This is a genomic window from Streptomyces sp. B6B3, from assembly GCF_039871525.1.
Lineage (GTDB): Bacteria > Actinomycetota > Actinomycetes > Streptomycetales > Streptomycetaceae > Streptomyces.
This window is the reverse complement of record NZ_JBDPLU010000020.1, coordinates 74,845-94,627: the sequence shown is the minus strand read 5'-3', so window position 1 is coordinate 94,627 and position 19,783 is coordinate 74,845. Positions and strand designations below refer to the sequence as shown.

Here is a 19,783-nt window from a genome sequence, read left to right as displayed (position 1 = left end):
CCGGCCGAGCCGCAGGACGCGGCGCCGGCTGGGCCGGTTGACGCCGACCTGGCGGAGCCCGGGACGATGCAGATGGCGGCGCTTCCGCCGCAGGACGCCGTGCCGGCCGAGCCGCAGGACGCCGCGCCGGTTGAGCCGCGGGATGCTGCGCCGGCTGGGCCGGTTGACGCCGACTCGCCTGAGCCTGGGACGATGCAGATGGCGGCGTTGCCGCCGCGGGATGCCGTGCCGGTTGAGCCGCAGGATGCTGCGCCGGCTGGGCCGGTTGACGCTGACCTGGCGGAGCCTGGGACGATGCAGATGGCGGCGCTTCCGCCGCAGGACGCCGTGCCGGCCGAGCCGCGGGACGCGGCGCCGGCTGGGCCGGTTGACGCTGACCTGGCGGAGCCCGGGACGATGCAGATGGCGGCGCTTCCGCCGCAGGACGCCGCGCCGGCCGAGCCGCGGGACGCCGCGCCGGCCGAGCCGGTTGACGCCGACTCGCCTGAGCCCGGGACGATGCAGATGGCGGCCTTGCCGCCGCAGGACGCCCCGCCGGCCGAGCCGGCTGACACTGCGCCGGCGGAGTCGCAGGTCGCTCCGCCTGGTGAGCCGGAGGATGCGGAGCCGGTTTCGTCGCGGACGATGGGGGAGTTGCGGGCGGCGGACTTCACGCCGGTGGATCCGCCGCCCGCGGTGGTCGGGCCGCCGGAGCCGTTGACGATGCAGATAACGGCGCTGCGTGACGAGGACCACGACGACGAGGACCGTTCGTTGGGCGGTGACGCGCCGCTCGTCGGGGTGTCGGTCGCGGCGGGACTGCCGGCGGACGACGAGGACCAGTCGCTGGGTGGTGACGCCCCCCTCATAGAGCTGCCCGCGGAGAGCAGCAGCGAGCCCTCGCACTGGGAGCCCGTGCAGACCGGCCGGGTGATCGCCGGCCGGTACCGGCTCGGCGACCCCGTGGGGCGTGGCGGCATGGGCACCGTGTGGCGGGCCCAGGACGAGGTGTTGGGCCGAGCCGTGGCGGTCAAGGAGCTGCGCCTGCCCACCGGTGTGGACGACGGCGAGCGCGAGCGCCTCGTCACCCGGACCCTGCGCGAGGCCAAGGCCATCGCCACCATCCGCAACACCGGCGTGGTCACCGTCTACGACGTGGTGGACGAGGGCTCCCGCCCCTGGATCGTGATGGAGCTGATCGAGGGCCGTTCGCTCGCGGACATCATCCGCGACGACGGCCCGATGGAGCCGCACCGGGTCGCGGAGATCGGCCTGGCCGTTCTCGACGTGCTGCGTGCCGCGCACGGCGCCGGCATCCTGCACCGCGACGTGAAGCCGTCCAACGTTCTGGTCGCGCACGAGGACGGCCGCGTCGTGCTGACCGACTTCGGGATCGCCAAGGTGGAGGGTGACCCGTCCATCACCTCGACCGGGATGCTCGTCGGCGCCCCGTCCTACATCTCCCCGGAGCGGGCCCGCGGCGAGTTGCTGGGCCCGCCCGCCGACCTGTGGTCGCTGGGGGCGCTGCTGTACTGCTGCGTCGAGGGCCGGCCGCCGTACGACGAGGGCGGCGCCATCGCCACGCTCGCCGCCGTGATGCACGACCCGGTTCCGCCGCCCCGGCAGGCCGAGGAGCTGACCGAGGTGATCACCGGGCTGCTCGCCAAGGAGCCGGAGCAGCGTCTCGACGAGCCGGGCACTCGGGAGTTGCTGCTGGCCGCGGTCCGGCCGGCTGTCGCGGAGGGGGAGTTGTCGGCGTCGGGAGACAGGATCGACAGCACCATGGTGGTGGCCCCGCGCCGCACCCCGGTGCCGGGCCCGCTGCCTCCGTCCGTCTCTCCCCCGTCCGTCTCTCCCGACCCGGAGGCCCGGGACGAGGCCGCCGCCGCGTCGGCCTCGTCCACGCCCGTGGCCGAGTTCCCGGCCGCGCCCGCCGCCACCCCCACCACGCCGCCCGCCACGCCTCCCACCACCCCGCCCACGCCTCCGCCCGCGGTCGGTTCGGGCCTGAGCGCCGCCGGGGCGTATCCGGCCCCGGCCACGCCGCCGACCGGGTTCGGCCCGCCGATCGTGCCCGCCGACCCGGCAACGCCCCCGCCGCCGCCCCCCGCGAACCGGCGCCGGGTGCTGCTCATCGCCGGTGCGGTCGTCCTGCTGATCGCGCTGCTCGGCGCGGCCCTGGCGGTCACCCTCGGGGGTGGCGACGAGTCACCCGGACGGGACGACGGCGAGTCGGGCGAGCCCAGTACCGGCGGCGACGACACCGCCGACCCCTCCGAGGATCCGACCGACGACCCGACGGACGAGCCGACGCCCGATCCGACCGACGACGAGACCACGGATCCCGACGAGGGCGACACCGGAGGCGCCCCCGGCGCCACCCCGGAGAACGACCCGGACGCGTCGATCCCTGACGACCCCTCGGGCTTCTCCCAACAGATCGACCCCGAGGCCCGTTTCTCGATGTCCCTGCCCTCCGAGTGGGAGCGCGACGACGCGTCGCCCGCCGGCTCCGGCGTCTACAGCGCACCGGGCGGCGGTCCGGCCAGCGTGGGCGTCGACTTCGACAGCACGCCGGGCGAGAGCGCGCTCTCCGCCCTGCGCCTGATGGAACCGAGCGTCTCGGGCGACAACAACGACTACGAGCTCGTCAGCGTCGCGCCCGTCGAGTGGCGCGACTATCCGGCGGTGGCCGACTGGGAGTACGAGCACACCGTGGACGGGGAGCGGGTGCGCGTGCTCAACCGCGCCTTCCGCGTCGACGACGACCACGGCTACACCATCTCCGTCAGTTGCCCGGCGGAGGACTGGGACGGGGCGGGGTGCACCGCGCTGCGGGACACGGCCTTCGACTCGTTCGAACCACTCGACTGACTCTCCATCAGGCGGATCAGGAGTTGACGGGGCGTGGCCGTGGTATGTCTACGGCACGTATCGTGAGAGGCCGGTACTACCGGGGGCGTGCGCGGTGGGGAGGTGAGCCTCGTGGACACGTATGACAGGTATGACGCTTATGCGGGACGGCTGTTGGCCGATCGTTACCGCCTTCCACGGGCTCCCTCGGAGGAGTTCGAGCTCGTCGAGTCCCGTGCGTATGACACCGTCGTCGGACAGGAAGTGCTGGTCCGGCAGGTGCCGCTGCCCGAGGTGGTGGACGCCGAGGTGCTGGACGGCGACGGCGGGGAGCACCCGGGCCGGCGCGGCGCACCCCGTGACCGCGCCATCCGCGATCCGGACGACCCCACCGTGCGCCGGGCGCTGCGGGCCGCGCTGGCCGCGTCCCGGCTGCCCGACCATCCGCGCCTTGACCAGGTCTTCGACGTCTTCGTGCAGGGCGACGGCCTGTGGATCGTCAGCGAGTTAGTCACCGCAAGACCGCTCGCCGCGGTGCTCGCCGAGGAACGCCTGAAGCCGTATCGGGCCGCCGAGGTGGCGGCGGACCTGCTCGCGGCGCTGCGCATCGTGCACGCGCACGGCTGGACGCATCGGAACCTCACCGCGCGCACGGTGCTGATCTGCGAGGACGGCCGCGCGGTGCTGACCGGCCTGGCGGCCGGGGCCGCCGAGGAGGCGCTGTGCGGCTACGACCCGCTGCCGCCGGACGACACGACGCGCGACGCCTTCGGCCCGCCCGACGAGCAGCAGGAGAAGCACGCGCCCGGCGCACGGGATGAGGCGAGCGCCCCCGGTGTGCCTCCAGTGGCACCGCCCGGCCGGCTGCGCGAGATGCTCGCGGCGGACGAGGAGCGCCGCGGCCTCCCCGAGGCGTCGGCGCAGGGCTACGAGGCGTACGAGGACCTCGAGGGATCCGGCGGTTACGGGGACTACGGGGGTTACGAGGGCCCCGGCCGCTATGAGGGGCCGTCGAACGGCCTGGACACCGCCGGCGGCTGGCACCCGGGCCGGCAGGACCCGCCGGACACCGGCCGGGGCGCCGACTGGCGGCGCGGTCCGTCGGGCGCGGGGCCGGCCGGCGGCGAACCGGGCGATCCGAACGATCCGAACGAGACGGGCGGCTGGCGCCCGCGCGAGCAGGGCGGCGCTCCTGACCCGAACGGCGCGGGCGGCTGGCGCCGCGGCCCCTCGGGTGCGGGGGCGACCGGCGGCGAACCGGGCGATCCGAACGAGACGGGCGGCTGGCGGCCGGTCGGCGTGTCCGGCGAGCGCAACGGCGCGGGCGGCTGGCACCCGACCGGCCCGCACGGACAGTCTGGCGACCGGTCTTCCGGCGGCGACCGGTACGGCGATCCACACAGCGCGGGCGGCTGGCCGCCCGGTGACCGGCCCGGCGGCCCACCTGGCGCGGGCGGCCGGCGACCCGGCGACCCGCTGGGGTCCGCGGGCTCGGAGCACGCGCCGCCGGCCGGTCAGGCGTGGGACGGGCAGGAGTGGAACCAGGACTGGGGCGCCCGGGACTGGGGCGCGCAGGAGTGGGACGGCCAGGCCGGTCCCGTCGACCCGGCGCCGGGCAGCGGCTCCTATCCGCCGAGCGTGCCCGGCTGGGGCGACCGGTCCGGGCCCGGCGGGCCCGCCTCGGGCGCCGAGGGCTGGGGAGGCGCACCCAGACCGGCCGAGGGACCCGTGGACCAGGAGGGGCGCGGGCCGGCCTCTCCCATGCCAGAGGCATATCGCCGCTGGGACACCGGCGCCGTGCCGCGCGTCGAGGAGAGCCCGCAGGGCGGCGCCGCCGGGCTCGTCGCGCGCATGCGGCAACAGGGCGGACAGCCGCAGCCGGAGGAGTATCCCCCGGGCCCCGAAGGCCCGGAGGGCACCCCCACGGCGGAGGGCACCCCCCCGGCGGAGGGCGACCGGCAGCCGGGCGGCGGGTTCCCCGCCTCCTGGGACTTCGAGGGCGGCGCCGACCAGGGCGGCCGGGCCGCCATCGCGGCGGCGCGCGCCGCCGAGGAACGGGCCGCGCGCAGCGGCGCCATCGCCGCCTATCGCGCCGGCACGCAGGCCGGCGCCAACGCCACCCGCGGCGGAGCCCAGCCCGAGGGCGCGCCGCCTTCGGGACACACGAGCCCCGCCGAGCTCCCCGGCCCCCGGCGTGTCAACCAGCCCGTGCGCCCCGGCTGGGAGTCCACACCCCGGCACGTCCAGCCTCCGCAGTGGCGGGACGAGGAGCAGCCGCCGCCCGCCGAGTCCGGGCCCGCACCGGTGCCCGACCTGCCGGACCGCACAGACCGCACAGTCCATCCCGTCCCCCGCGCCGCCGTCGATCCCCTCACGGATCCGCTCACCGGCCCGCTTCCCGCGCCCCTCGCGGACTCCGTGGAACCCCCCGTGCCGGTCACGCCGGGGGTGCGCGCCGAGCGCTACCGGGGACCGGACAGCGCGCTCGCCGCCGAACGCGCCCGTCAGGCGCGGATGACGACCGTGGGCGCCGTGACCGAGCGTTGGGCGCCGGAGCAGGCGGGACCGGTCTACGAGCACTGGCGGCTCGCGCCGCCGGTGGGCCCGGCCGCCGACTTCTGGGCGCTCGGCGCCCTGCTGTTCCGCGCGGTCCAGGGCTATCCGGCCTATCCGGAGGAGTCGACCGCGGAGCTCGTCCAGGCCGTCTGCGCCGAGCAGCCCGCGTTCGCCGAGGACTGCGGCGCGCTGCGCCCCGTCGTCGAGTCGCTGCTCCGCCAGGACCCCACCGAACGCCCCAGCGCCGAGGAGCTTCGCGGCTGGCTGCGCTCGTTGCTGCGCAGCGCCCCCGAGCCGGAGGTGGGCCGCAACACCGTCACCGCGCCCCCGCCGGCCCTGGAGCCGGGCCGTCCCGCCGACCCGCGGCGGCTGCCGATAGTGCGGCGCCGCGGCGTGATGGTGGGCCCGCTCCGCCGCCGCCCGCGGCTCCGCGCCCCGCGCGGACCGCGTGGCCCGCGCCGGCTCGGCCGGGTGCTGCTGACGCTGATCCTGCTGGGCCTGGCCGGCGCGGTGGCGTACGTGCTGGCGTTCGCCCCCGGCGAGGACGGGTCCACGGACACCGGCGCCGGGCCGACGCAGGACGCCGATCCCACCACCCCGCCGCCCGAGGTCGAGCAGGAGAGCGCGGGCGGCACCGGCGCGGAACCGGAGCCCACCGGGGAGAACGAGCCCACCGACGAGGGCGGCGAGGGCCAGTCAGGCGGCGGCTCCGGCGGCCAGCCGGACGACGGCCCCGCCGTGCCCGACGGGTACCGGTCCGTCGACGATCCGGCCGGCTTCGCGCTGGTCGTGCCCGAGGGCTTCGACCGGCAGGGCGAGACGGGCGAGGGCAGCGTCGTCTACGCGGACGGTGCCCTGGAGATCGTCGTGGTGCCGGGCCGGGACAGCACCGAGGAGTTCGGGGACGACCCGATGAGCTACCAGTTGCAGCAGCAGCCCGAGCTGGCGGCGTACCGCGCCGACGCGTACGGCACGTCGAGCGAGCTGTACGACATAGCCGTCGGCGACTCCACCATGGTCACCGGCGTCTTCGGCTGGCAGGAGGGCGGCTCCGCGTCGTTCGCCTGCAACCAGGTGATCGTCCTGGACGGCCGGTTCCACGTGGTGATGGTCCAGGGCCCCGCGGGTCAGGAGGACCGGATTCGCGAGATCAACGACGTGACGGGCGACAGCTACTCCGTCACCGACTGACACCCGGCCGCGCCCGCACAGCCCTCGCCGACCCCGCTCTGACCCCCGCACCCACCCTGCGCGGTCCCCGCCCCGGAACGTCACGGGTTCGTAGCTGTCCGGGCCCTGGGCGAGTCACCCGGGAGGCCCGCCCGGTATAGATGGGGGATGGACAGTGACGGGGGACAGGCAGAGGCGAACGAGACCACCAGCTACGAACTGCGCCCGCCCGTCCCGTCCCGCGCGACGGAGGACAGGGGGCCCGAGACGGAGCGGAGCGCGGACACCCCGTCCCGCGGCACGGTCACCCAGGTGGTGTCGGCGCCGACGCCGCCGGTCGAGAGTCAGCCCGGGCGCCTGCTCGGGAATCGCTACCGCCTCACCGGGCGGCTCGGCCACGGCGGGATGGGCACCGTCTGGCGGGCCCGTGACGAGGTCGTCGACCGGGACGTCGCGATCAAGGAGCCGCGGCTGCCGGCGTCCGTCGCCGACCGCCAGCGCACCATGGTGCACGAGCGGATGCAGCGCGAGGCGCGCGCCGCCGCCCGTATCGGCCACCCCTCGATCGTCACGGTGCACGACGTGGTCGTCGAGGACGGGCAGCCGTGGCTGGTGATGGAGTTGGTGCGCGGCGAGACGCTGGCCGACGTCCTGGAGACCGGCACGCTGGAGCCCAGGGAGGCGGCGCGGATCGGCCTCGCGGTGCTCGAGGGCCTCGCCGCCGCCCACGAGGCCGGCGTGGTGCACCGGGACGTCAAACCGGCCAACGTGCTGCTTGGCGGCTACGACCAGGTGGTGCTGACGGACTTCGGCATCGCCCAGGTGGAGGGCGAGCAGGGGCTGACCGAGACCGGCGTCTTCGTCGGCTCCCCCGAGTTCACCGGCCCGGAGCGCGCGCAGGGCCAGCGCCCGGGACCCGAGTCGGACCTGTGGTCGCTCGGGGTGCTGCTCTACGTCGCCGTGGAGGGCGTCTCGCCCTTCCGCAGGAACAACGTGGCGGCCACCGTGCAGGCGGTCATCTCCTCGGAGCCCCCGTCGCCGGTCCGCGCCAGGGGCGCGTTGGGCGAGTTGATCACGAGGCTGCTCGACAAGCGGCCAGGGGCCCGGCCCAGGGCCGAGGAGGTCCGCCGGATCCTCAGGGAGGTCATCGCCGCGCCGCCGACCGACGCCACTCGGCTCGCCGTCGACGGGGCATCGCCGACCGGGACCGCGCCGCCCGTGCGGCGACGACGGCGTTGGGCGGTGGTGGGCGGTGTGGGGGCCGCCGTCGTGCTGGTGGCGGCGCTGCTGTTCGCTCCGTTCGGACCGTTCGGCGGCGACGACGGTTCCGGGCTTCCCGAGGGCTGGGACGCCAAGGAGGAGGAACACTTCCGGATGACCATGGCGGTCCCCTCCAGCTTCGAGCGGGTCACCGACGAGGAGAGCCCCGACTGGCTGCTGTACCAGTCGCGGGACGACATCTACGAGGTCCACGTGTGGTTCTGGGAGGAGACGGAGGACCGGGGGCCGTTGCAGATGGCCGCCCAGTCGCTCGACGAGATGCGGGAGAACACCACGGACTACCAGGACGTCCAGGGGGACTTCTGGGAAACGGAGTTCCAGGAGCGGGAGTCGGCCGAACTGACGCTGTCGTCCCGCCCCGCCTACATCTACGACGAGGCGGACGACCGGGTCACCCAGCGGATGTCTCTGTTCTACGAGGGGCGGGACAACCAGGTGTGGCGGATACAGGTGAACATGCCGGGCGAGCGCGGCCCGGCCCGCGACTACGGCGAGCAGTTGTACGCCGACATCGTCGCGAACCTGGAGATTCGCGACACCGAGCAGCCGGCGGCGGGCGAGGGTTGAGCCGGCAGAAAGTTATTACCGCCGGGTAGTCACGCCCGGTCGGCCGGTCCTACCCTCCGCCTATGACGACAGCGGAGTCGCGACCTGCCAAGTCCCCCGAGGCGACCGAGCCGCCGGAGCCGCCCGAACGGGTCGAACCAGCAGAACCAACCGGAGCCGCCGAACCAGCAGAACCAACCGAACCAGCCCCGGACCTCGCGCCGGAGCCCGCGCCGGATCTCGTGGCCCGGGCGGCCAAGGTGGTCACGCCCGAGCTGGTGCGTCGGCTGGTCGGCGGCGTGCCCGGCAGCGGCAGCACCGCCTGTCACAGTCCGCTGACCGGCGGCGGCCGGCTTGCGGAGCTGCCCGAGGCCACGCCCGAGGAGGTCGCCGCAGCCTTCGAACGAGCCCGCGCCGCCCAACACGCCTGGGCCGCACGCCCCGCACGCCGGCGCGCCGCGGTACTGCTGCGCTTCCACGATCTGCTGCTGCGCCGGCAGGACGAGGTGCTCGACCTCATCCAGCTGGAGACCGGCAAGGCCCGGCTGCCCGCCCACGAGGAGGTGCAGACCGTCGCCGTCGCCGCCCGCCACTACGGCCGCAAGGCGCCGGCGTATCTGCGCCCGCGCCGCCGCACCGGCGCGTTTCCCGTGCTCACCCGGGTCCGCGAACTGCGGCAGCCGCGCGGGGTGGTCGGCCACATCTCGCCGTGGAACTACCCCCTGGAGCTCTCCGTCGGCGACGCCCTGCCCGCCTTCGCCGCCGGCAACGCCGTCGTCATGAAGCCCGACACGGAGACCGCGCTGACCACCCTGTGGGCGCGCCGCCTGCTGATCGAGGCCGGACTGCCCGAGGACGTCTGGCAGGTGGTGCTGGGCGAGGGCCCGGTGCTCGGGCCCGAGCTGATCCGGCACGCCGACTACGTCACCTTCACCGGCTCCACCCGCACCGGCCGCGAGGTGGCGCGCGCCGCCGCCGGCCGGCTGATCGGCGCCACGCTGGAACTCGGCGGCAAGAACGCCATGCTGGTGCTCGACGACGCCGACCTGGACAAGGCGGCGGCCGGCGCCGTGCGCGCCTGCTTCGCCTCGGCCGGCCAGCTGTGCGTCTCCATCGAGCGGATCTACGTGCACGAGGCGGTCGCCGAGGAGTTCCAACGCCGCTTCGCGGAGCGCACCGCCGCGCTGCGCGTCGGCCCCGCCCTGGACTACGGCACCGACATGGGCCCGCTCGCCTCCCGGGCGCAGCTGGCCCGCGTCACCCGGCACGTCGCGGACGCGGTGGCGGGAGGCGCCACCCTGGTGGCCGGCGGCCACCCGCGTCCGGACCTGGGCCCGTACTTCCACGAGCCGACCATCCTCGCCGACGTCCATCCGTCGATGCTGGTGTGCGCCGAGGAGACCTTCGGGCCCGTGGTGTCGCTGGCGAGCGTCGGCTCCGACGACGAGGCCGTCGAACGGGCCAACGCCACGGCGTTCGGCCTCAGCGCCAGCGTCTGGTCGCGCGACGCCCGCCGGGCCCGCCGCGTCGCCGCCCGGCTGCGGGCCGGCGCCGTCAACATCAACGAGGGCTACGCCGCCGCCTACGGCAGCGCCCAGGCGCCGCTCGGCGGCATGGGCGACTCCGGGCTCGGCCGCCGGCACGGCGCGGAGGGCATCCTCAAGTACACCGAGTCGCAGACCATCGCCCACCAGCGGCTGCTGCCGATCGCCCCGTCCCTCGGCATGGACGACCGCCGCTACGCCGCCGTCATCAGCGCCGCACTGCGGGCCATGAAGATCCTGAGGTTGCGCTAGATGAGCACGGAGCGGCACGACGACCACGAGAACGACTCCGACCACGAGAACGACTCCGACCACGAGAACGACTCCGACCGCGCCTACGACTACGACGTGCTGGTGGTCGGTTCCGGGTTCGGCGGCTCGGTGGCGGCGCTCCGGCTGACCGAGAAGGGTTACCGGGTCGGGGTGCTGGAGGCCGGGCGCCGCTTCGCCCGCTCCGAACTGCCGCGCAACTCCTGGGACCTGCGCGCCTATCTGTGGGCGCCGCGGCTGCGGCTCTACGGCATCCAGCGCATCCACCTGCTGCGCAACGTCATGATCCTGGCCGGCGCGGGCGTCGGCGGCGGCTCGCTGAACTACGCCAACACCCTCTACGTGCCGCCCGCGGCCTTCTTCGAGGACCCGCAGTGGCGCGCCATCACCGACTGGCGGGACGAACTCGCGCCGTACTACGAGCAGGCCCGGCGGATGCTCGGCGTCCGGCTCAACCCGACCGTCACGCCCTCCGACGTGCACCTGCGGGCCGCCGCCGAGCGGATGGGCGTGGGGGACACCTTCCATCTCGCCCCGGTGGGCGTCTTCTTCGGCGACGGCCGCGACGCGGACGGCTCCGCCGAGGAGAGCACCGAGAAGGCTGCCGGGCAGCTCCCGGATGCGCCCCCCGCGAAGCGGCTCGACGGGGCAGTGCCTGACCGTGACGCGGACGGCTCCGCCGAGGAGAGCACCGAGAAGGCTGCCGGGAAGGCTCTCGTGAAGCGGCCCGACGAGGACGTGCCCGATCCCTACTTCGGCGGCGTCGGGCCCGCGCGGCGGGCCTGCCTGCAGTGCGGCGAGTGCATGACCGGCTGCCGGCACGGCGCCAAGAACACCCTGAACGAGAACTACCTCCACCTCGCCGAACGCGCCGGCGCCGAGGTGCACCCGCTGACCACCGTGACCTCCGTCGCGGAACTGCCGGGCGGCCAGGAGGGCTTCGCGGTGACCATCGCGCCCACGAACGCCTCGCCGCGCCGGCGCCGCCGGCAGCGCACGCTGCGCGCCCGCCACGTGGTGGTCGCCGCCGGCACCTACGGCACCCAGACGCTGCTGCACCGAATGCGCGACGCGGGCACGTTGCCCCGGATCTCCGACCGGCTCGGCACCCTCACCCGCACCAACTCCGAGGCGCTGGTCGGCGCCCGCACCAACCCCCGTCGCTACCGCACCCGGTCGGGGCCGGCGGCCGCGGCCGACCGGGACCGCGGCCCCGACTTCACCCGCGGCGTCGCCATCACCTCCTCGATGCACCCCGACGAGCACACCCATATCGAGCCCGTGCGCTACGGCAAGGGCTCCAACGCCATGGGCATGCTGTCGATCAAGCAGTTCCGGCAGGGCGGCCGGCTGCCCCGGCTGCTGGCCTACGCGCTCACCACCGTGCGCCACCCCCTCGTCTTCCTGCTCTCCCTCTCCAACCGCCGGTGGTCGGAGCGGACCATCATCGCGCTGGTGATGCAGACCCACGACAACTCGCTGACCACCTACCGGCGTCGCCGCCGCCCGGGGCGCGGCCTGCTCACCGCCCGGCAGGGCCACGGCGCGCCCAACCCCGACCACATACCGGAGGGCGCCGAGGCGGCCAGGCATCTCGCCGACTCCATCGGCGGCTTCGCCGGCACGAACGTCGGCGAGCTGATCGGCACCCCGCTCACCGCGCACTTCCTCGGCGGCTGCCCCATCGGCGCCGATCCGGAGCAGGGCGTGGTGGACCCGTACCACCGGCTGTGGGGACATCCGGGCATCAGCGTGGTGGACGGCTCGGCGGTCTCCGCCAACCTCGGCGTCAACCCGGCGCTGACGATCACGGCCCAGGCGGAGCGGGCCATGGCGCTCTGGCCGAACCGCGGCGAGCCCGACCCGCGTCCGCCGCAGGGCGCGCCCTACCACCGGCAGGACCCGGTGCCCCCGCACCGGCCGGCGGTCCCGCCCCGCGCCTTCGCCGCCCTGCGCTGGCAGCGAGAACAGCCTGAGGCCATGGACAGTAACTGACCCCACCGACAGGTGAAGAGCCAGAGGAGCCGGAGGCGAGAGGGACTGAGGCGAGAGGGACTGAGGCGAGAAGACCGGAGGTGAGAAGACCGGAAGTGAGAAGGGGAGTGAAGAGGCCCGCTCCCCGGGGGAATGGGAACGGACCTCTTCGGTCTCTTCAGGGCCTGCACTGCCGACGGACGTCGGCCCCACGGATCGTTTCCGATCGCTCTTGGCCCCGATCGATTGCTAGGACCACCTATCTCGATCGGAAGTTGCCCGCATTCTGATCACAAACTGGCCACGGATTGCACATGGAGCTGCACATGGAGCCGCACGCGGGATCGCGCGGCCGCCGCGACCGACGGAAGGAGGGCCCGGCCCGCCGTTACGGAGGGAAAACGGCGGGCCGGGCCCGCTGATCAGCACCGGTGACAGGGCGGCGCCGGTGCTGAGGGATGCGGCGCCCGGGGGAGGAGCGCCGCCGCCGATGGCCGTGCGGTGAGGCTTGCGCGGCCGGCTCCCGGCGTCCCGGAAGCCAGCCGCCCACGTGTGACCGGCCCGCTGTCCCCTGCTGTCCGGCCACCGCTCCGGAACGAGGTCCCACGACGCGGAGCCCTCGCCACACCGGGAAGGTCCACAACGTCTCATCGCTCCGGGGACAAACCGTTCAACGAAGCCGCGAGCGGGCCAGTCACGCGCCGTACGGGTGACTCGCCGATCACGGGTCCGGGTCCCGGCCGGACCCGGCCGACCCCAGCCGACTCACGGCCGCACTCAGCCGGCCTGGTGCTCCCGGCCGCGGCACAGCTCCAGCAGCGTCATCGCCAACTGCGTTCCGGGACGGCCCAGCTCCTCCCGGTAGCGACGCAGGATGTCCATCTCCCTGGTCAGGTCCACCTGGCGCCCGCCGGCCGCGATCCGGGCGCGCTGGATCCGTCGGGAGACCTCCATCCGCTCCCTGACCAGGGCGATGATCCGGTCGTCCAGCTCGTTGATCTCCTGCCGCGCGCTCCCGATGGCCGTTGCCGTGTCGGTGCCGTTCGTCGCGGTGTGGTCGCTCATCTCGGGTTCCTCATCCTCTGCGGTGGTGTCCGCGGTGTCTGCCGCGGTGTGGAGGAGCCCCGGAACGGTGCGGTGCCGGAAACGCGAACGCCCCGGGCCGCACAGGCCCGGGGCGCCAGGGAAGTCGCTGGTTCAGCAGCGCTCGGCTTGGCAGCCGGCCGGGCCGGTGCCATAGCTAAAGGAGAACGCGCTGCTCATGTCGGCCAGTATGCCAGGCCCGCCACGGCCTCGTCCCCTCCCCGGCCGGCCCCGGCCGGCCCCGGGCGGGGGGACGGCCGACGCGCGACCGCTCGGTAGACTCGGAGGTCAGGAACCCCATCGCCACCCGGCACGAAAGGCACCCCGTGGCATCCGCGTCCACCGCGCCCAGCACCCCTCCGCAGCCGGACACGGTCCTTGTGGTCGACTTCGGCGCCCAGTACGCCCAGCTCATCGCCCGCCGGGTGCGCGAGGCGCGGGTCTACAGCGAGATCGTGCCCTCCACCACGCCCGTGGCCGAGATCCTGGCCCGCCGCCCGAAGGCGATCATCCTCTCCGGCGGCCCGTCCTCGGTGTACGAGGAGGGCGCCCCCGGCATCGATCGCGCGCTCTTCGAGGCCGGGGTGCCGGTTCTCGGCATCTGCTACGGCTTCCAGCTGATGGCCCAGGCGCTCGGCGGCCGGGTCGACAACACCGGCGCCCGCGAGTACGGGCGCACCCGGCTCAGCGTCCGGAGGCCGGGATCGACCCTCTTCGAGGGCACGCCGGCCGAGCAGCAGTCGTGGATGTCGCACGGCGACGCCTGCTCCGCCGCGCCCGAGGGCTTCGCGGTCACCGCCACCACCGCCACCGTGCCGGTCGCCGCGTTCGAGGACGACGAGCGCCGGCTGTACGGCGTCCAGTACCACCCCGAGGTGATGCACTCCACGCACGGCCAGCAGGTGCTCGAACACTTCCTGTACCGGGGCGCGGGCCTCACCCCGACCTGGACCGCCGGCTCCATCGCCGAGGAGCAGATCGCCGCGATCCGCGCCCAGATCGGCGACGGGCGGGCGATCTGCGCGCTGTCCGGCGGCGTGGACTCGGCGGTCGCCGCGGCCCTGGTCAACCGGGCCATCGGCGACCGGCTGTCCTGCGTGTACGTGGACCACGGCCTGATGCGGAAGGGCGAGACCGAGCAGGTCGAGAAGGACTTCGTGGCCGCCACCGGCGTCTCGCTCACCGTGGTGGACGCCGCCGACCGTTTCCTGACGGCGCTGGCCGGCGTCACCGACCCGGAGCAGAAGCGCAAGATCATCGGCCGGGAGTTCATCCGGGTCTTCGAGCAGGCCCAGGCCGAGCTGTTGGCCGAGGCCGGCGCGGCCGGGGAGCCCGTGGCGTTCCTGGTGCAGGGCACGCTCTACCCCGACGTCGTCGAGTCCGGCGGCGGCACCGGCACCGCCAACATCAAGTCGCACCACAACGTCGGCGGGCTGCCGGACGACCTGGAGTTCGAGCTCGTCGAGCCGCTGCGCAGGCTCTTCAAGGACGAGGTGCGGATGGTCGGGCAGGAGCTCGGGCTGCCCGAGGAGATCGTCCAGCGACAGCCGTTCCCCGGCCCCGGGCTCGCCATCCGGATCATCGGCGAGGTGACCAGGGAGCGCCTGGACACCCTGCGCGAGGCCGACGCCATCGTCCGCGCCGAGCTGACCGCCGCCGGCCTGGACCGGGAGATCTGGCAGTGCCCCGTGGTGCTGCTCGCCGACATCCGCAGCGTCGGCGTGCAGGGCGACGGCCGCAGCTACGGGCACCCGGTGGTGCTGCGCCCGGTCAGCTCCGAGGACGCCATGACCGCGGACTTCTCCCGGCTGCCGTACGACCTGCTGTCCGCGATCGCCACCCGGATCACCAACGGGGTCCCCGGCATCAACCGGGTCGCCCTCGACGTCACCAGCAAGCCGCCGGGCACCATCGAGTGGGAGTGAGCGCACGTCAACCGCGTGCGCGCCGCCTACTTCCTTGTCGACCTCGACCTCGACCTCACGGCGATCGGCCCTCTCTGACACCCGGGTCAGCTCAGCCGCCGGGCCCGTCGCCGCGGTGGCGGGTGACGCGGTCGCGGAGGCGGTTCGCCGTCTTGCCCGCCGTCTTGCCCTTCTCGCCGGACTCCAGCAGCAGGCCGCTCACGGCGACGAAGAGGCTGACGGTGCTCAGCGCGTAGACCATGGTGAACACCTTGGAGAACCCGGTCGTCGGGGCCAGGTCGCCGTAGCCGATGGTCAGCCCCGTGGTCACCGAGAAGTAGAGGCTGTCGAGCATCGACCAACCCTCGTGCACCCGGTAGAAGACCGTGCCGGTGACGACGGTCAGCACCAGGGACAGCGCGGCGCCGCGGAACACCCGGTCCTTCCAGGCCCGCCTCGCGGACGCCACCAGCACGCCGGCCAACACGACGAAACCGAACATCCCGCCAGTCTTGGCGACACTCCGCGGGGCGCCCGGTAGCGACACCGCTTCACCGGCTCCCGGAACCCGGCTTTGCGGGAACGGCAACGTCGCTTGCGTCCCGCCGGGCGTCGGACGCACGCTGCGAGCACCGAGCCGAGCCGAGGGAGAGACCGTGAGCAGCCACGCCCACCACGCCCACCAGCATCACCAGGCCCACGAGTCCGACGGGGACGGGATCGACCTCGACTGGGAGGCCATGGCCGAGCAACTGGAGCGTCAGGGCGAGCTGCACCGTGGCGTCGTCGAGGGCACCGCCGGATGGCTCGCCGAGTGGTGGGCGGAGCGGCGGGGCGGGCCGGTGGCGCGGGTGCTCGACATCGGCAGCGGGCCCGGGATCGCCGCCGCCGTGTTCGCCGAGGCCTTCCCCGACGCGGAGGTGGTCGCCGTGGACGGCGCGCCCGCGCTGCTGGAACGGGCCGCCGCGCGCGGGGTGCGCACCCAGCGGGTGGACCTGCCGGAAGGGCTCGGCGAGGTCGGCACGGCCGACCTGGTCTGGGCCAGCCGCGTGGTGCACCACCTGGGCGACCAGCAGGCCGCGCTCGAGGCGCTGGCCGGTCTGCTGCGGCCCGGCGGGCTGCTGGCGATCAGCGAGGGCGGTCTGCCGCCGCGCTTCCTGCCGCGGAACATCGGCATCGGCCGGCCGGGGCTCCAGGCCCGGCTGGACGCGGCCAACGAGGTGTGGTTCCAGGAGATGCGCGACGCGCTGCCCGACGCCACCGAGGCGGTCGACGACTGGCTCGGCATGCTGGCCAAGGCCGGGCTCACCCCGGTCGGCTCCCGGTCCTTCCTCACCGACCTGCCGGCCCCGCTGGGCGCCGACGCCCGGGAGCACCTGCACGGCACCCTCACCCGGGTCAGGGAGGTCCTTCCCGAGTACCTCGACGCGGAGGATGTCGCCGCCGTGGACGCCCTGCTGGCCCCGGACGCCCCCACCTCCGTACGCCACCGCCCCGACGCGTTCTATTTGACCGCGACCACGGTCCACGTCGCCGCGCGGCCGGCTGGTTAGCCGGCTGACGGGGCTCCGTCGGGGGTGCCTTGCAGCTCGCGGAGTCGCGCGGCAACAGGCTCCGCCTCCGGGGTGCCGAGGTCGGTGAAGAGGCGCCGGGCGTCCTCCCACCGGGCCCGCGCGGCGGCCGGGTCCCCGAGCAGCACGTGGCAGCGCGCCATTCCGTCACAGGCCCTGGCCTGCTGGTAGCGGTCGCCGAGCCGCCGCGCGAGCTCGGCGGCCGCCTCGTGGTGGCGCAGTGCCTCGGCGGGCCCGGCCGCGGGCCCGCCGAGCTCGCGCAGCGCCGCGCCGAGCTCGTTGAGCACGCCGACCTCGGCGGCCCGGTTGCCGATCGCGCGTTGGATCTCCCGGGCCTGCCGCAGGTGTTCCAGGGCCTCCGGGCCGTCCCCGACCTGGCGGTTGATGGAGCCGATGCTGCCGAGCACGTTGCCCTCGCCGAGCCGGTCGCCGCGCGCTCGGGCGATGGCCAGCAGTTCCTTGCCCATCGTCACCGCCTCCTCGGCGGCCGCGTACGTCTTCGGGTACCGCCCCAACGGCTCGTACAGCACGCCCGCGCGCCGGCCCTCGGCGTCGTGGGAGTCGTCGGAACCGGGTGAGTCGTCGACGAGCGAGCGGGCGATGGCCATCGCCTCCTCGAAGCACGGGAGCGCCTCGTCCAGCCGCCCGAGGTGCTGGAACACCTCGCCGAGGCAGCCCGCCGCCCGCCCCTGTCCGACGACGTCGCCGGCCGCCCGGAGCGCGTCCCTGGCCTGGCGCAGCGCCTCCGCGGCCTCGGCGTAGCGCCCGACCCGCCAGTGCGTCGTGCCCAGGAACGTCAGCGCCCGGCCGCGCTGCCCCGGATCCGCCGCGCGGGCGGCGTGCGAGTGCAACGTCTCGGCCTCCGCGTAGTGCCCCCCGACGTCGAGGTAGCGGAACAGGAGCGCGGACATCCGGACATGATGCTCGGGCCGGTCGTGGTCGGACGGACGGGTCGCGGCGTGCACGGCGCCGGCGACCAGAGCGGACCGCTCCGCGTCGAGCCAGACCGTCGCGGCCTCCCACCCGGACAGCCCGGGCAGTTCGGCCGGTGCGGGAGGTCCTGGCAGTTCGGTTGGCTCTGCCGTGGGAACTGCCGGGCGCTCATGGCGTTCGTAGGGCGCGAGGTGGTCCATGGCCTGTGCCGTGGCCCGTTCGTGGTGGTCGAACAGCCGGGACAGCGCGGCGCGCCGGGCGTGCGCCGGCTCCTCGTCGTGCGCCCTGGCCGCGGCGTACACGCCCACCAGATCGTGGAACTCGTAGCGTTCTGGCGCGGGTTCGCGGAGCAGGCTGGCGGCCAGCAGGGCCCGCAGCCCGTGCCGCGTGGCCACGACCTCCTCGTCGGCCAGCGCCGCCGCCGCATGCGCCTCGATGCCCGGCCCCGGATGCAGCGCCAGCAGCCGGAACAGCCGCCGCAGCGGCGCGTCCAGGCCCTCGTAGGACAGCCGGAGCGCGGCCTCGACGCCGCCGTCGACGGTCAGCCGGGACAGGTGGTCGTTGAGGCGTTCGAGATGGTCGGCCAGGGTCCAGTCGCCGCCCTGGCGGATCCGGCTGGCCACCACGCCGAGGGCCAGCGGCAGGTGCCCGACCGAACCGGCGATGCGTTCCGCGGTCGGCCGGTCGTCGTCCACCCGGTCGTTCCCGCCGGCGCGGCGCAGCAGTTCCAACGACTCGTCGGGCGCGAACGCCTCCAACGGCAGCCGCTTGGCGCCCGGCAGCCCGGTGAGGCGGTGCCGGCTGGTGACCAGCGTGAGGCAGCCGGGGCCCGCCGGCAGCAGCGGGCGCACCTGCTCCTCGGAGCGCGCGTTGTCCAGGCCGACCAGCACCCGCCGGCCGGTGACGCGCCGCCGGAACTCCCGCACCCGGCCCGGCAGGTCGAGCAGCCTGACCCGGTCGGGGGACATCCCGAGCCGGCGCAGGAAGCCGTCGAGCACCGCCGCCGGGTCGGCCGGCGCCAGGTCGGGGGCGTAGCCGCGCAGGTTCACCCAGAGCACGACGTCGAACCGCCGGCGCCGCGCGAGGCGGTGCGCGGCGTGCACGGCGAGGGTGGTCTTGCCGACGCCCGCCATCCCCTCGATCAGGGCGATCGGCGCCGAGCCGTCGGCCAGCCCGGCTCCGGTCGGCCCGTCCCGGGTCGGCTCCCGGGTCAGACCGTCGAGTTCGGTGCGCCGCCCGGTGAACGCCGGCAGGTCCGCGGGTGGCGCGTCCAGCACCGTGACCACCGCCGCCTCGGCGGCGTCGCCGGCGATCCGGGCCCGCGCCCCGCGCCACGACGCCGGGTCGCCGCCCAGCGCCCGCACGATCTCCGCGAGCAGTTCGGTGTTCAGCCGGGCCCGTCCCGGCCGGAAGCAGCGGTGCACCGTGTCGAAGCTCGGCTCCTCCGGCACCCCCCTGGTCCGCCGCCCGGCCAGCACCCGGCGGTGCACCTCGCGCTCGGACAGCCCGGCCCAGGCGCGGAGTTCGTTGAGGCAGGCGATGAGCTCGTCCAGCGTCCTGGCACCGTCCGGCCGCGGCGGTTGGATCGTCATACCGCTCTTCCTACCCGAGCGGGCGTCGTCCGGGGGGCCAACTGACCGACATTGACCGAGAAGTGGACGCCGCGCTTCCGGCGGCGGGATCGTGGAGGTACCACGGCCGGAGGGCGGGCGGTTCCACGGTCGAGCACGGGGGAGTCCGTCGCCCGCCCCGCGGCCGTGGGCTCATGCCCAGGGATGGGGGGCCATCTGTGCAGCCGACTCCGGCGACCTCGCTGCTGATCACCACCGTCGTGGATCTCGTCACCAGGGCGACCAACGGCGCACACCGAGACGTGTCCGCGCTGGTGCGGGAGCGCCTGGCGGGCTCCGCGGAGGGCCGGGCAGCGCTCGCGGGCCTGGCGGGCAAACAGGCGCATCCCGCGGCGGCCGACGCGCTGCGGACCGTTCTGCAACGGGAGATCGCGGCGGACGCCGCGTTCACCGCGGCCCTGGCCCGCGCGGTGATCGGCGAACCCGCCCTGGGCCCGCCGCCCGCCCGGCCCCACCCCCGCCTCCCCGGCCGCTGGTGAGATCGGGCC

At 75.0% G+C, this 19,783-nt stretch carries 11 protein-coding genes; 8 read left to right on the top strand and 3 right to left on the bottom strand.

Annotated elements, in window-relative coordinates:
- Positions 1–294: 294 nt before the first annotated feature.
- From ABGB06_RS31335 to ABGB06_RS31315, 5 genes are all read left to right on the top strand, one after another.
- On the top strand, positions 295–2,853 hold the full coding sequence (locus tag ABGB06_RS31335) for a protein kinase (protein ID WP_347595949.1): 2,559 nt from the start codon (positions 295–297) through the stop codon (positions 2,851–2,853).
- Between the two features lie 111 nt (positions 2,854–2,964).
- Complete coding sequence (locus ABGB06_RS31330; RefSeq protein ID WP_347595946.1) at positions 2,965–6,579, top strand: protein kinase; 3,615 nt, start codon at positions 2,965–2,967, stop codon at positions 6,577–6,579.
- A 147-nt stretch (positions 6,580–6,726) separates the two neighbouring features.
- Positions 6,727–8,406: a serine/threonine-protein kinase gene (locus ABGB06_RS31325; protein ID WP_347595943.1), complete on the top strand. Its 1,680-nt coding sequence runs from the start codon at positions 6,727–6,729 to the stop codon at positions 8,404–8,406.
- 62 nt (positions 8,407–8,468) lie between these two features.
- Positions 8,469–10,181: a succinic semialdehyde dehydrogenase gene (locus ABGB06_RS31320; RefSeq protein WP_347595940.1), complete on the top strand. Its 1,713-nt coding sequence runs from the start codon at positions 8,469–8,471 to the stop codon at positions 10,179–10,181.
- The gene (locus ABGB06_RS31315) at positions 10,182–12,194 is read left to right on the top strand and encodes a GMC family oxidoreductase (RefSeq protein WP_347595937.1); all 2,013 of its coding nucleotides are present in this window, start codon (positions 10,182–10,184) and stop codon (positions 12,192–12,194) included.
- Positions 12,195–12,950: 756 nt separating this feature from the next.
- Here ABGB06_RS31315 and ABGB06_RS31310 read toward each other — a convergent pair.
- Complete coding sequence (locus ABGB06_RS31310; protein WP_347596165.1) at positions 12,951–13,343, bottom strand: chorismate mutase; 393 nt, start codon at positions 13,341–13,343, stop codon at positions 12,951–12,953.
- 239 nt (positions 13,344–13,582) lie between these two features.
- Between ABGB06_RS31310 and guaA the strand changes: the two genes are divergently transcribed.
- Entirely contained in the window at positions 13,583–15,181 is a 1,599-nt protein-coding gene (guaA, locus tag ABGB06_RS31305) for a glutamine-hydrolyzing GMP synthase (RefSeq protein ID WP_347595934.1), read from the top strand.
- Positions 15,182–15,272: 91 nt separating this feature from the next.
- Here the strand turns inward: guaA and ABGB06_RS31300 are convergent, their stop codons facing one another.
- The gene (locus tag ABGB06_RS31300) at positions 15,273–15,662 is read right to left on the bottom strand and encodes a potassium channel family protein (protein ID WP_347595931.1); all 390 of its coding nucleotides are present in this window, start codon (positions 15,660–15,662) and stop codon (positions 15,273–15,275) included.
- Between the two features lie 154 nt (positions 15,663–15,816).
- On the opposite strand from ABGB06_RS31300, the gene ABGB06_RS31295 reads away from it, so the two are divergent.
- The gene (locus ABGB06_RS31295) at positions 15,817–16,713 is read left to right on the top strand and encodes a methyltransferase (RefSeq protein ID WP_347595928.1); all 897 of its coding nucleotides are present in this window, start codon (positions 15,817–15,819) and stop codon (positions 16,711–16,713) included.
- Here ABGB06_RS31295 and ABGB06_RS31290 read toward each other — a convergent pair.
- Positions 16,710–19,256 (bottom strand): NB-ARC domain-containing protein, encoded by a 2,547-nt coding sequence (locus tag ABGB06_RS31290; RefSeq protein ID WP_347595925.1) that lies wholly within the window; start codon positions 19,254–19,256, stop codon positions 16,710–16,712. The genes ABGB06_RS31295 and ABGB06_RS31290 overlap by 4 nt on opposite strands.
- A 197-nt stretch (positions 19,257–19,453) precedes the next feature.
- Between ABGB06_RS31290 and ABGB06_RS31285 the strand changes: the two genes are divergently transcribed.
- Positions 19,454–19,774, top strand: coding sequence for a hypothetical protein (locus tag ABGB06_RS31285; RefSeq protein WP_347595922.1), 321 nt, complete (start codon positions 19,454–19,456; stop codon positions 19,772–19,774).
- Positions 19,775–19,783: the final 9 nt, after the last annotated feature.

Coding starts and splice junctions, on each gene's coding strand:
- ABGB06_RS31315 (WP_347595937.1), top strand. CDS start 10,182: ATGAGCACGGAGCGGCACGACGACCACGAGAACGACTCCGACCACGAG.
- ABGB06_RS31320 (WP_347595940.1), top strand. CDS start 8,469: ATGACGACAGCGGAGTCGCGACCTGCCAAGTCCCCCGAGGCGACCGAG.
- ABGB06_RS31290 (WP_347595925.1), bottom strand. CDS start 19,256: ATGACGATCCAACCGCCGCGGCCGGACGGTGCCAGGACGCTGGACGAG.
- ABGB06_RS31335 (WP_347595949.1), top strand. CDS start 295: ATGCAGATGGCGGCGCTTCCGCCGCAGGACGCCGTGCCGGCCGAGCCG.
- ABGB06_RS31300 (WP_347595931.1), bottom strand. CDS start 15,662: ATGTTCGGTTTCGTCGTGTTGGCCGGCGTGCTGGTGGCGTCCGCGAGG.
- ABGB06_RS31325 (WP_347595943.1), top strand. CDS start 6,727: ATGGACAGTGACGGGGGACAGGCAGAGGCGAACGAGACCACCAGCTAC.